The organism is Streptomyces sp. NBC_00091, assembly GCF_026343185.1.
Taxonomy (GTDB): Bacteria; Actinomycetota; Actinomycetes; order Streptomycetales; family Streptomycetaceae; genus Streptomyces.
In genome coordinates, this window is the sequence record NZ_JAPEMA010000001.1 from 5,611,582 (window position 1) to 5,623,566 (window position 11,985).

The window sequence follows — 11,985 nt, forward strand, 5'->3', positions numbered from 1 at the left end:
AACCGGCCTCCGGCTCCACGGTAGCGCGCGCGGGGCCGGTGAGTTGCCAGGTCAGCTGCCCGCGCCCGCCCGGCCCCAGTCCGGTCCGGCCGCCGCCCACGCCCGGTCCAGACGTATGTACCGCCGATGCATGAGCCTGCGTACGACCAGCCGGCGCAGCGTCTCCGCCAGCGCGGCCGCGGTCAGCGCGGCGGCCAGGCCGGCCGTGCCCGCGTGGAAGGAGGCGGCGGAGGGGTCGAGCGGCTGCCCCACGAGCCGGCCCCGGATGTCGGTCCATATCCGGAACCGGTCGCCGGGGCGCGGCGGTTCCTGCGCCGCCGGGACCGTGCCCTCGTGGCTGCTGCCGTCGGGCGCGGTCCACGCGGCCACGATGCGGCTCCGCTCGGGCGTCTGCCGCTGAGCGGACGGATCGGCGGCCGCCCCGGCGGGCGCACCCGGCTCGGGCCGGACCACCACCGCCGGGACCAGGTACCGCTCGTGCCGCTGCTCGCGCGCGGCCCGCTGCAAGGTCCCGTCCACCTGGAGGCCCGCCATCCAGCCGACGGCCGGGGCCACCAGCAGCACGCACACCAGCGCGGCGAACGCCACCCACGCCTCGAAGAGATCGGTCGGCCGGCGCAGCGGATTGCGCCGCCAACGCCACACACCCATTGCTGTCCGCACGGTCCGGCTCCCCCTGCCCCATGCCCGGTCTTCGTCTGCCTGCGCGTCCCAGCCTCGCGCCTGCCCGGCGGACGCGCATTCCGGGCCGCGCGGGACCCGTGTCACCCGATCCGGCGCTCCCGGACCCACGGGTGCTCACACGTCCTGCCTGTTCCAACGGCCCCACGCGGCCGGTTGGTTCCAGTGGACAGCGCGAGCCCCTCGAAGGTGTCATTCCACCTGCCCGCCGTGGTCAGCGGCGGGGGTGGGGCGCTCCGTGTCCGGTGGCGGCGCGGTCACTCCAGGACGCGTACCTCGTCGCCCACCCGCAGCGTGCCCGGGACGACCGGTACCAGCTGCCGCCCGAAGGCCAGCGACTTCCCGATCCGCCGGTGCCCGGCCAGGGTCTTCAGCGGTTCCCGCCCGCGCTCCGACGTCCGCTGGTCGGTGGTCGTGACGATGCAGCGGCCGCACTCGCGCACCCCGCGGAAGACGACGTCGCCGATCGCGATGCGTCGCCAGCCGTCCTCGGCCCACGCCCCGGCCGGTCCGCCGACCACCAGATTGGGCCGGAACCGGTTCATGGGCAGCGGGCCCTCCTCCGGATGGTCGCCCTGGGCGATCAGCGCGTTGAGGGCGTCCAGCGAGGCGCTGGTGGTCAGGAGCACCGGATAGGCGTCGGCGAGGCTGACGGTCTCGCCGGGCAGCGCGTAGTCGGGGTCCACGGGCCGGCGAACGGCCGGATCGTCCATGTGCACGAGCCGCGCGGGCGCTCCGAGGTAGGCGGTGAACCACTCGGCCGCGCCGGTCGAGGCGACGACCGTCTCGATCTTCTTGCCGAACAGGACGACCGGCTCCAGCGGGCCGGGTTCCGGGACCTCCACGACCAGAACGGGCATGCCCGGCGCGGACAGCTCGATCCGCCCGCCCGGCAGCGGACGCGCAGAAGCCAGGGCCAGCCGCGCCTGCTGGCGCTGGGTGATGACCGCGCCCGCCGTGTCGACCACGGCCCAGCGCCGGTCCCCGGCCGGCCCCCAGGGCTCCACGGTCATCTCGTCGGGAGCAGTCCCCGCTACCGACTTGACGGGATGGACGTGGAGCGACTGGACGAACAATTTCGACATGGGGGCATTGTGACAGCTGCCCCCGCCGGCCCCCCAACGGCCGTGTGCGCAGGACACGGTGTGCGGGGCGCCGGCGCCGCGGTCAGTAGCCGCGCCCCTGGTACGGGCGGCCGTACGGGTCCTCGTACGAGGGGACCGCCGCCGGAGCCGCCATCGGGCGCGGGGCCGCCGGGCGCATGGCCTCGTACCCGGTGCCCATGGCGACCGGGCGGGGCTGCTGCGGCTGGGGCTGCGGCATGTACCCCGCCCGGGCCGCGAGCTGCTGTTGCTGCGGGATGTACGGGGCGGGCGCGTGCTGAAGCGGAACCGGCATCTGCTGCGGCTGGGGCACCGCCTGCTGCTGGTATCCGTACCCGTACGCGGGCGCCGGCTGCTGCGGCGCCGCGGGCGGCAGGGCGGGCATGGATGACGCGAGGGCCGGCAGGTATCCACCGCTCGAGTAACCGGCACTGGGGGACTCGTAGGCGGCCGGAACGCGGATCGGAGCGATCTGCGGAGTGCCGCGTTCGGCGACGAGGGAGTCGTAGATGGGGGTGTCCGTGAAGGAGGGCGCGGAGTAGTAACCGCCGCCATAAGTGGAGCGGGGGGAGGTCATGGGAGACAAGTTAAGCCCACGACTTCACCGGGTCCATAGCCAGGTGCCGCCAACACCGCTCTGACCTGCATATTCCCAGGTCAGCGCCACAGCTTTCACTTGACGTTCACCTGCACGATTCGTCACTTGCGCCCCGAGTTGAACCTACTCGTACTCGCCGGTTGGCTGTTGCACGCATATCGGGCTGACGCAGCGTCACAAGGCGGTGACCTCGGATGACGTCCCCTCAGTCGGAGGTTTTCCCGCCTTTCCCCGCCCTGGTGGTTTCAGGCGTCGCTCGGCCGGGCATAGGTACGGCCCTTCCAGGCGGCGCCGCGCCCCCGGTAGTGCTGCACGGCCGAGTCGACGGTCATCAGGAGGTAGAGCAGCGCGGTGAACGGCAGTAGCGGGGCGAGTACGGCCGACTGCCGGTAGTAGCGCAGCATCGGCAGGTAGGTCCCGGCCATCAAGAGCCAGGCGAGCCCCCCGGCCCAGGCCGTGGCGGTGCTTCCCGCCGAGGGCGGCCCCGCCAGTCCCGCGAGCAGGGCCGCCGGGGGGACGAGGTACACCAGCGCCAGACCGGCCACCGTCCCGGCCAGCAGCAGGGGCTGGTGGCGCAGTTGGGTGTACGCGCTGCGGGACACCATCCGCCAGAGGTCCCCGAGGGCGGGATACGGGCGCACGCTGTCCACCCGCTCCGCCAGCCCGAGCCAGATCCGCCCGCCGGAGCGCTGGACGGCCCGGGCCAGGGAGACGTCGTCGATGACGGCCTGCCGGATGGAGTCCGGGATCCCGGCGCGGACGGCCGCCTCGGTGCGGAGCAGCACGCAGCCGCCGGCCGCCGCGGCGGTCCGGGCGGTGGGGCGGTTGATCCGGCGGAAGGGGTACAGCTGGGCGAAGAAGTACACGAAGGCCGGTACGACGAGCCGCTCCCAGAAACTTGCGACGCGCAGCCGGGCCATCTGGGAGACGAGGTCGAGACGGGCGCTGGTCGCGGCGGCGACCAGTTCGCGCAGGCTGTCCGGCTCGTGGGCGATGTCGGCGTCGGTGAGGAGCAGGTACTCGGGCCCGGCGGTGGTGGCCCTTCGGGCGTGGGCGATCCCGTGGCGCAGCGCCCAGAGCTTGCCGGTCCAGCCGGGCGGGGGGTCCTCGGGGCTGACGACGGTCAGGGGGAGCCCGGGCTGCTCGGCGGCCAGCCGGCGGGCGAGGGCGGCCGTGCCGTCGCTGCTGCCGTCGTCGACCAGGACGATCTCCGCCTCGCCGGGATAGTCCTGGGCGAGGAGGGAGGGCAGGCTGCGGGGGAGCACCTCGGCCTCGTCCCTGGCCGGGACGACGATGGTCACGGACGGCCAGCGGGCCGGGGCGGTGCGAGGGGGGAGGCGGACGTCGGTGCGCCAGAACATGCCCTGGGCGAGGGTCAGCCAGAGCCAGGCGGCGAGGGAGGCGTAGGCGGCGATGAGGAGGAGGCCCATTGCGGCAGTGTTGCCGAACCCTGCGGGGCGTGTCGCGTGTCCGGGCCGGGTTCCGGGCGAGCCGGGTTCCGGGCGGGCCGGTGGGCGGGCCCCAGCCGGTTCCGGCCGGGGGCGCCGCGCGGGGCGGGGCGGTGGCCCTGCGGGGCTATCCCCCACCCCGCCCCTTCCCGAAACCGGGGCTGCGCCCCGGGCCCGCACGGGGCTGCGCCCCCAGGCTGCGCCCCGACCCCAGCCGGGGCTGCGCCCCGACGTCCGCCCCCCACCCAGCCAGGGCTGCGCCCCGACCCCCGCCCCGGGCCCAGCCCCGACCCCGGCCCCGGGCCCGCACGGGGCTGCGCCCCGACGTCTGCCCGGGCTGCGCCCCGGGCCCCGCCCCCCACCCAGCCAGGGCCCAGCCCCGACCTCAGCCCCGACCCCTGCCCCGGGCCCCGCACGGGGCTGCGCCCCCGGGCCGGGTGGTGGGGGGAATCGGGCTTGGATTCGTGGGTGGGGTGGGGGTGTCGACTAAGGTGACCGGGTGAAGATCGCGCTCATGGACTCGGGAATCGGCCTCCTCGCTGCGGCCGCCGCGACGCGTCGGCTGCGGCCCGACGCCGATCTGCTGCTGTCCTCCGACCCCGACGGGATGCCCTGGGGGCCCCGCACCCCCGCCGACCTCACCGAGCGGGCCCGAGCCGTCGCCCTGGCCGCCGCCGCGCTGCGCCCGGACGCGCTGATCGTGGCCTGCAACACCGCCTCCGTCCACTCCCTGGCCACCCTGCGGGGCGAGCTGGAGCCCGGTATCCCCGTCATCGGCACCGTGCCGGCGATCAAGCCCGCCGCGGCCGCCGGCGGGCGGGTGGCGATCTGGGCCACCCCCGCCACCACCGGCAGCCCGTACCAGCGCGGACTGATCCGCGACTTCGCCGCCGGGGTCCCGGTCACCGAAGTGCCCTGCCCCGGTCTGGCCGACGCGGTCGATGCCGGGGACGAGGCGGCCGTCGTCCGCGCCGTCTCGGCCGCCGCCGAGCTCACCCCGGCCGACGTCACGGACGTGGTCCTCGGCTGCACGCACTACGAGCTCGTCGAGGAGCTCATCCGCGCCGCCCTCGCCGCACGCTCCGGGGGAGCGGAGCTGCGGTTCCACGGCTCCGCCGAGGCCGTCGCCGTACAGGCGCTGCGCCGTATCGGCCTCGAGCCCGAGCCGGGGCTGCCCCGCACGGGCGGGCTGACCGTACTGCACAGCGGGCGGACCTCCGCACTGTCGGCCGCCGCCCTCGGCTACGCCGAAGGCCGGCTGCTCGCCGAGCGGGAGCAGGCCCACCAGCACTGACGGGGCGGGCGGCGAAAGGCAGTTCCACCGGGCGGGTCCGGCTCGCATACTGGCTCTGTGATTGCCTATGCCAAGCACCTTCCCGCCGGGGTGAGACCGGCAAGTGATGTGCGGACATGGGGTGTTGAGGAGTCCGAGCGCTGGCGCAAGGCCCGCGCGCCGCTCTTCTTCGCCCCTGCTGCGGGGAGTTGGCTCCTCGGTGTCCTGGTAACCGTCTCGCTCGTACTGATCCTCGGCGACGAGGGGCCCGCCCAGCCGGTGGGCACGCAGTGGCGGGCCTATCCCGCAGCGGTCCTGCTGGTGGCGCTGCCCCTGTGGTACCGGTTCGTGCCGGCCGCGGCGGCGGTGTCCGCCGCCGTGCTCGTGGTCGCATCGGCCGCCTCCCTGACCGGTGGCGCCGGGTACGTCCTGGTGTTCCTGGGGTCGCTGTGGGCGCTGGCCGGGGCGCTGCTGCGCCTGCGGGCCCGCCGCCGGCAGGAGCGGCTGGCCCTCACCGCGGCCGGACCGGCCCGCTTCCCGCTGCCGGCCCGGCTGCCGTCCGGGCACGAGCGGCGCGGCAACACGCGGATCATCATCGGGGCCCTCCTGTGCCTCTTCGCCGTCGGCATCCTCGTGGACGGCCTCGTCGAGGACCTCGGGGTGAGCGCCGGGGAGCTCCCGTACGACGCCGTCGGCCAGCAGCGCTGGGCCCTGGTGCTGCTGGTGCTCGGGAGCACGCTCCTGGGCTGGGGCTGGACCGCCGACCGGGCCGTGCGGCGGCTGTACGAGGAGGACCAGCCCGCCTTCGTCGTCGGCGTACGCATCTCCCCCTCCGGGCACCACTGGCTGCTCCCGGACGCCGACGACACGGCGGGCCGGCCCCTGATCCCCTTCCGGCCCGGGCGCCAGGACGCCATCCCCTGGGCGCGGCTGCTGGCCCGGGGGGCGGACGGGCCGCCCCTGCCCGGCCAGCACGACATAGACGCCCGCGCCGAGCCCTTCGAGGCGGTGCTCTACGGAGCGCCGTGCGAGGGCGCCGAGGCCGTCCTGGAGTGCGCCGTCAACGACGGCCACAGCATCGCCTCCCGCGTCACGGCCGCCCCCCTGCTGCCCCGCCGCCACCACCGCCTCGGCCGGTGGAGCCCGGCCGGCGTCTCCTACCGCGAGAGCTCCGAGGGGTGGCGGGTGCACGCGGAGGCGCGCCGGCGGGAGCAGGAGCGGGCCCGGCAGCAGAGCGCCCGCACCAGCAAGCGGGCCACGGCGACGGGGACCGCCGGAACGACCGCCGCCGGCTGTGGCGGTGGTGGTGGCGGAGGGTGCGGCGGTGACGGTGGTGGTGGCTGCGGAGGCTGCGGCTGCGGCTGATCCCACCGCCCCCGGTGTCAGGCGGCGTCCGCGAGCCGCCGGGCCAGGGCCCGCAGCGCCTCCGCGTCCAGGACCCGGTCGCCGAAGCCGGGCAGCGGTACGTGCAGCGGGGCGGTCCAGTGTTCCGGGACCGCCCCCTGCCCGTACACGGCGCCGGCCAGGGTCCCGGTCACCGCGGCGACCGTGTCGGTGTCCCCGCCCAGGTCCACGGCGGCCCGTACGGCCCCGGCGAACCCGGTGGTCGTCCGCAGCGCCCACACCGCCGAGCCCAGGCAGGGCCACACCGCCCCGTTGAACTCCGTGGCCCGGTCCGGGTGCCAGTCGGCGGCGAGCACCCGGGCGTACCGGTCGCGGTGGTCCGGGTGCACCGAGCCCAGCGCGTCCGGGAGCGCGGCCACCGGATCCCCGCCGTCCAGGGCCACCCGTACGAGCTCGTGCAGGAGGGCGGTGCCCTCCCAGGCGGCCCGGTCACCGTGGGTGAGGGCGGCGATCCGCCGGGCGGCGTCCATGGAGGCCTCCCGTCCGGCGGGCGCGAAGTACACCGCCGAGGTGGCGGCGCGCATCAGGGAACCATTGCCCGCCGCCCGCGCGTTGATCTGGAAGTGCAGTGCGGCCGCCAGGTCCCAGGGCTGGCCGTTGGTCAGCACGTCCTCGGTCTGGAGGCCGATGTCCTTGGGCCGGCCGGCGGCCCAGCGCTGGAACCGCCAGAAGACGTCGGGGAGTTCGAGTCCGCCGTGCTCCAGCAGGGACTCGCCGACGAGGACCGCCATCTGGGTGTCGTCCGTCGCCTCGCCCGGATCCCAGCCGCCGCCCCCGCGCATCTCCTCGCCCCGCGCGCTGAGCTGCCCCGCCGGCCCGAACTCGTACGGAGCCCCCAGCGCGTCCCCCGCCGCCGAGCCCAGTACGGCTCCCACGGCCCGGTCCAGCCGTGTGGTCACGGGCCCTCCTCGGGGCACACGGCCTCGGGGCACACGGCCGCCAGCAGGGCGCGCGTGAAGCCGTCGAGGTCGTCGAGCCCGGCCGCGGCCAGGGTCTCGGGGCCCCCCGCCAGCAGGTGGGGGAGCGCCCCGTGCAGCCCGAGGGTCAGGGCGCGGGCCTGCTGCGGCCCGGCGGGGAGACCGGCTCCGGCCAGCAGGGACCCGTACGCGGCGAAGTCGCCGGCGGCGATCGGGTCCAGCAGCGCCGCCAGCCAGGGCCGCCGGGCGGCCTCGGTCAGCAGCTCCAGGTAGGCCAGCATGCGCGGCCGCCCGGGCCCGGCCACGTCCCGCAGCAGCCCGGCCAGCAGGGCGGCCAGCCCCGCCCGGTCGGACGGACCCGGCCCGGCGCCCGCCAGGGCCGCGGCCAGGGCCCGGTACTGCTCCAGGCAGCGTTCGGCCACGGCCCGCAGCAGCGCGTCGCGGCTCGGGAAGTAGTTCTTGGCCGTGCCCAGCGGCACGTCGGCGGCGGCGTCGACGGCCCGGTGGGTGAGTCCGCGCCCGCCCGCGTCGGCCAGCACCGCCACGGCCGCGTCGCGCAGCCGGTCCCTCCGGTCCTGATTCACCTTGTCAGGATAACCACAACCGTGGTACCACGGATGGGGTACCACGGTTGTGGTGGAACGGTTGGCTTCTTCCGACGGATCGAGGGGCATGCCATGGACAACGGCAGGAACGACGAGAGCGGCACGGCCGTGGTCGTCGGTGCGGGCGTCGGCGGGCTCGCCACCGCCATCGGGCTGCGCCGCGCGGGCTGGTCCGTGCGCGTCCTGGAGGGCCGGACCGCCCCGGATCGCTACGGCACCGCCTTCGGGATCCACCCCACCGCCCAGTCCGCCCTCGACCGGCTCGGCCTCGGCGAGGCCCTGCGCACGCGGGCGGTCCCGTACCGCAGGGCCCACGTCCGCCGTCCGGACGGCACGGTGCTCGCCGCCCTCCCCCTCGAGCGCATCGAGCGCAAGGCCGGCCGCCCCGAACTCCTCATCGCCCGGCCCCACCTGATCGACGCGCTGCACGCCGAACTCGACCGGCTCGGCGCCGCCGTCGAGTACGGGCAGCGGCTCACCGACCCCCGGACCCTCGGGGCCGACCTCGTCGTCGGCGCCGACGGCATCCACAGCACCGTCCGCACCGCACACTTCGGCGCCCGCAGCGGCGTGCGCGCCATCGGCGGCGTCGCCTGGATCGGCATCGCCGGCTTCGAGACCGCGATCCACGGGGAGACCTGGGGCGAGGGCCGCTTCTTCGGGATGACCCCCGTCGAACCGGGCCGCACCAACTGGTACGCCACCGTCCCCGAGGCCACCACCGCCGGGGAACTGCGGGCCGCCTTCGCCGGCTGGCACGACCCGATCCCGCGCGTGCTCGCCCACACCGACCCCGCGACCTGGATCCGGTACGAGATGCGCCACCTCCACCCGGCGCTCCCCGCCTTCGTCGCCGCCGGACGGATCGCCCTCGTCGGGGACGCCGCGCACGCCATGACCCCCAACCTCGGCCAGGGCGCCTGCACCGCCCTCCTCGACGCCGAGGCCCTCACCCGCGCCGTCGCCGCCCACGGCCGGGCCGCCCTGCCCGCCGCCCTGCGCGCGTACGACGCCGAACGCCGCCGCAGCGCGCAGCGCGTGGCCCTCGGCTCCAGGACCCTGCACCGTTTCGCGACCACCCGCCGCCCCCGCCTCCGCGACGCCCTGGTGCGCCTCCTGCCCGGCTAGGCCGACCTAGGCTCCGGCCAGCCGGGCCGCCAGTTCCTCCCCGGAGACGTCCTCCAGGTGGGTCAGGAACACCCAGACGTGGCCGGACGGGTCGCGGAGGACTGCGGTGCGGTCGCCGTGGAACTGGTCGGCCGGCTCCTGTAGCAGCTCCGCGCCGGCCGCCACGGCCGTCCGTACCAGGGCGTCCACGTCCGGGACGTACACGTGCAGGGCGGCCGAGGTTCCGCCGAGCGCGGCGGGCGAGGAGAAGGGGCCCCCGTCGGCGTCGCCGAGCATCAGGACCGCCTCGCCGATCCGGATCTCGGCGTGCAGCACCCCGCCGCCCGGGGCGTCGAGGCGGAAGTCCTCGACCGCGCCGAAGGCCCGGGTGTAGAAGGAGAGCGCGGCGTCCGCGTCGGCCACCATGATGTGCGGAACCACCGCGGTGCGGTAGCGCTCGGGAACGATCCGGGATGCGTCGTGATGCGTCTGATTCGTCATGCACACGACCGTAGAACCTCAAGTTTGGTCGAGGTCAAGCGTGGGCAGGCGCCATTGCGCGAAGGGCGATGCGCCGAGTGGGCGCAGAGGTGGTGGCGGACATGCGGAACGTGAGTACGCTGCTGCTCATGACGGGTCACCCCCCAGGCCCTCTCTGGACGGGCCGGGCTTCCAACCGTGCGCAGTGGCTGTTCGCCGCAGCCGGTGCGGCCTGTCTCGCGCTGGGTGTCGAACTGGCCGTCGACAACTCCTGGACCGCCGGATTCGTTCCGCTGCTGATGTCCGTGATCGGCTGCCTCGCGGTCGGGCTGCTCATCCTCTACGGCACCCTCGCCTTCGTGCACGTGGCCGTCACCGTCGACGCCGAAGCCCTCGAAGTGCGCTGCGGCCACATCGGACTGCCCCGCCGCCGGATCCGGCTCGCCGAGGTCACCGCCGCCGAGTTCCGCCCCCGCATCACCCCGCAGCAGTGGGGCGGCTGGGGCTACCGCTGGCGCCCCGACCGGGGCACGGCCGTCATCGTCCGGCGCGGCGAGGGGCTGGAGCTGCGCCTCGGCGACGGCAAGCTCTTCACGGTCACCGTCGACGACGCGGAGAACGCCGTCAAGGTCATCCGCACCCACCTGCGCACCCTCGCCCGGTAGATCGTTTCCGGCGGGCGGGGCGGCTCCTTACCGGCCCTTGGGACGCGGGGACGTACACTCCGCCAGATGAGCAGCAGTGTCACCCGCGCCGCCGAGAGCGAGCCCTCGCAGCCCGCCGGACGAGCCGTAGCGGGCTCCCCGTCCGATGCCGCCGCCTCCCCCCGACCGGAGGAGCGGAAGGCCGCCTGGCTGGTACGGGCCGCCCTGGCCGGCCTCGCCGGGGTGCTGCTCTACCTCAGCTTCCCGCCCCGCCCCCTGTGGTGGCTGGCCCCCTTCGCCCTCGCCCTGCTGGCCGGCTGCCTGCGCGGCCGCCGCGCCCGGGCCGGCTTCGGCCTCGGCTTCCTCTTCGGGCTCGGCTACCTGCTGCCGCTCCTCGTCTGGACCAGCGAGGGCGTCGGCCCGGTCCCGTGGATCGCCCTCGTCGCCCTCGAAGCCCTCCTCATCGGCCTGGCCGGCCTCGGCATCGCCCTCGTCAGCCGGCTGCCCGCCTGGCCGCTGTGGGCCGCCGCCGTCTGGGTCGCGGACGAGGCCCTGCGCGCCCGGGCCCCCTTCGGCGGCTTCTCCTGGGGCAAGCTCGCCTTCGGGCAGGCCGACGGGGTCTTCACCCCGCTCGCCGCCGTCGGCGGCACCCCGCTGCTCTCCTTCGCCGTCGCCCTGTGCGGCTTCGGCCTGTACGAGACCCTGCGCATCGCCCGCCGCCACCCCCGCCGCAGCGCCGCCGCCCTCGCCGCGCTCACCGTCGCCGCCCCGATCGGCGCTGCCCTCGCGGCCCGCCCGCTGGTCTCCGGCGCCGCCGAGGACGGCACGGCCGTGGCCGCCGTCATCCAGGGCAACGTGCCGCGCGCCGGATTCGACTTCAACGCCCAGCGCCGCCAGGTCCTCGACAACCACGCGAACCGCACGATCCAGCTCGCCGACGACGTCAGGGCCGGCCGCGTTCCGAAGCCGGACTTCGTGCTCTGGCCGGAGAACTCCTCCGACATCGACCCGTACACCCAGCCCGACGCCTACGCCGTCATCGATAACGCGGTCAAGGCCATCGGCGTACCCGTCGCGATCGGCTCCGTACTGGCCCCCGAGACCGGGCCGCTGCGCAACACGATGATCCTGTGGGACCCGGTCAAGGGCCCCACCGACACCTACGACAAGCGCAAGATCCAGCCCTTCGGCGAGCGCATCCCGATGCGCTCCTTCGTCCGGCTCTTCAGCTCCGACGTCGACCGGGTCCGCCGCGACTTCGGCCCCGGCAAGGAGCCCGGGGTCTTCGACATGACGGGCACCGGCGTCGGCATGGTCACCTGCTACGAGGCCGCCTTCGACGACGCCGTCCGCTCCACCGTCCGGGCCGGCGCCCAGGTCATCGCCGTGCCCAGCAACAACGCCACCTTCGGCCGGACCGAGATGACCTACCAGCAGCTGGCCATGGACCGGATCCGCGCGGTCGAGCACAGCCGGACCGTCCTGGTCCCCGTCACCAGCGGGGTCAGCGCGGTCATCCAGCCCGACGGACGGGTCACGCAGCAGACGAAGATGTTCACCGCCGACGCCCTCGTCACCGAGATCCCGCTGCGCTCCACGCAGACCCCGGCCACCCGGCTGGGCCCGCTGCCGGAGTACGCGCTGCTCCTGGTCGCCGCCGGCGGGCTCGGGGCGGCGGCGACCCGCCGCATTCGCGCCCGGCGGGCCGCATGACGACGGTGGCCG

Annotated in this window: 12 protein-coding genes; 5 read left to right on the plus strand and 7 right to left on the minus strand. The window is 75.6% G+C overall.

The window, feature by feature from the left end; all coding sequences use genetic code 11:
* Positions 1–51 precede the first annotated feature (51 nt).
* The 4 genes from OOK34_RS25870 to OOK34_RS25885 form a co-directional block, all read right to left on the minus strand.
* On the minus strand, positions 52–663 hold the full coding sequence (locus tag OOK34_RS25870) for a hypothetical protein (protein WP_267036249.1): 612 nt from the start codon (positions 661–663) through the stop codon (positions 52–54).
* Positions 664–938: 275 nt separating this feature from the next.
* Positions 939–1,766 carry an MOSC domain-containing protein gene (locus tag OOK34_RS25875; RefSeq protein WP_267036250.1) on the minus strand — a complete coding sequence of 276 codons (828 nt, stop codon included), beginning with the start codon at positions 1,764–1,766 and terminating at the stop codon, positions 939–941.
* An 82-nt stretch (positions 1,767–1,848) separates the two neighbouring features.
* A complete protein-coding gene (locus OOK34_RS25880) occupies positions 1,849–2,361 on the minus strand; it encodes a DUF6643 family protein (RefSeq protein WP_267036251.1) in 513 nt (170 codons plus the stop codon).
* 266 nt (positions 2,362–2,627) lie between these two features.
* Positions 2,628–3,812: a glycosyltransferase gene (locus tag OOK34_RS25885; protein WP_267036252.1), complete on the minus strand. Its 1,185-nt coding sequence runs from the start codon at positions 3,810–3,812 to the stop codon at positions 2,628–2,630.
* Between the two features lie 517 nt (positions 3,813–4,329).
* On the opposite strand from OOK34_RS25885, the gene OOK34_RS25890 reads away from it, so the two are divergent.
* Both OOK34_RS25890 and OOK34_RS25895 read left to right on the plus strand, forming a co-directional pair.
* The gene (locus OOK34_RS25890; protein WP_267036253.1) at positions 4,330–5,124 is read left to right on the plus strand and encodes a glutamate racemase; all 795 of its coding nucleotides are present in this window, start codon (positions 4,330–4,332) and stop codon (positions 5,122–5,124) included.
* A 90-nt stretch (positions 5,125–5,214) separates the two neighbouring features.
* Complete coding sequence (locus OOK34_RS25895; RefSeq protein WP_267036254.1) at positions 5,215–6,468, plus strand: hypothetical protein; 1,254 nt, start codon at positions 5,215–5,217, stop codon at positions 6,466–6,468.
* Positions 6,469–6,485: 17 nt separating this feature from the next.
* Here the strand turns inward: OOK34_RS25895 and OOK34_RS25900 are convergent, their stop codons facing one another.
* Positions 6,486–7,406 carry an ADP-ribosylglycohydrolase family protein gene (locus OOK34_RS25900; protein ID WP_267036255.1) on the minus strand — a complete coding sequence of 307 codons (921 nt, stop codon included), beginning with the start codon at positions 7,404–7,406 and terminating at the stop codon, positions 6,486–6,488.
* Positions 7,403–8,008, minus strand: a complete 606-nt coding sequence (locus tag OOK34_RS25905) for a TetR/AcrR family transcriptional regulator (protein WP_267036256.1) — start codon at positions 8,006–8,008, stop codon at positions 7,403–7,405. The genes OOK34_RS25900 and OOK34_RS25905 overlap by 4 nt, the downstream gene beginning before the upstream one ends.
* 93 nt (positions 8,009–8,101) lie before the next feature.
* On the opposite strand from OOK34_RS25905, the gene OOK34_RS25910 reads away from it, so the two are divergent.
* The gene (locus tag OOK34_RS25910; RefSeq protein WP_267036257.1) at positions 8,102–9,157 is read left to right on the plus strand and encodes an NAD(P)/FAD-dependent oxidoreductase; all 1,056 of its coding nucleotides are present in this window, start codon (positions 8,102–8,104) and stop codon (positions 9,155–9,157) included.
* A gap of 6 nt (positions 9,158–9,163) precedes the next feature.
* On the opposite strand, the gene OOK34_RS25915 is transcribed toward OOK34_RS25910, so the two are convergent.
* Positions 9,164–9,637, minus strand: a complete 474-nt coding sequence (locus OOK34_RS25915) for a VOC family protein (protein WP_267036258.1) — start codon at positions 9,635–9,637, stop codon at positions 9,164–9,166.
* 128 nt (positions 9,638–9,765) lie between these two features.
* On the opposite strand from OOK34_RS25915, the gene OOK34_RS25920 reads away from it, so the two are divergent.
* Entirely contained in the window at positions 9,766–10,281 is a 516-nt protein-coding gene (locus OOK34_RS25920; protein WP_267036259.1) for a hypothetical protein, read from the plus strand.
* A 66-nt stretch (positions 10,282–10,347) separates the two neighbouring features.
* Positions 10,348–11,973, plus strand: a complete 1,626-nt coding sequence (gene lnt, locus OOK34_RS25925) for an apolipoprotein N-acyltransferase (RefSeq protein WP_267036260.1) — start codon at positions 10,348–10,350, stop codon at positions 11,971–11,973.
* The last annotated feature ends 12 nt before the right edge of the window (positions 11,974–11,985 follow it).